Raw genomic sequence first — 301 nt, forward strand, 5'->3', positions numbered from 1 at the left:
GGGCGATCGAGGGGAATTGAACCCCCGAATGCCGGATCCACAAACCGGTGCGTTAACCACTTCGCCACGATCGCCATAAGCTATCCCTTACATTCGCTGAGAGTATCTCAGTATTCCCATCTGAAACTACAATATACATTCTATTATAAATTCAGAGGTAAATGCAATAAATGGTGCCGGCGAGAGGACTTGAACCCCCAACCTACTGATTACAAGTCAGTTGCTCTACCAGTTGAGCTACACCGGCGCGGTGTAAAATGTTGCTTGAGTAAAAATGGCGGAACCGACGGGATTCGAACCC

At 48.2% G+C, this 301-nt stretch carries 2 tRNA genes; both read right to left on the reverse strand.

Annotated features, from left to right (window positions below):
* Position 1: 1 nt before the first annotated feature.
* Positions 2-74: transfer RNA gene (locus tag A6049_RS32355), tRNA-His, on the reverse strand.
* A gap of 97 nt (positions 75-171) precedes the next feature.
* A tRNA-Thr gene (locus A6049_RS32360) sits at positions 172-247 on the reverse strand.
* Between the last annotated feature and the right edge of the window lie 54 nt (positions 248-301).

The sequence above is a fragment of the Paenibacillus sp. O199 genome (assembly GCF_001636635.1).
Lineage (GTDB): Bacteria > Bacillota > Bacilli > Paenibacillales > Paenibacillaceae > Paenibacillus > Paenibacillus marchantiae.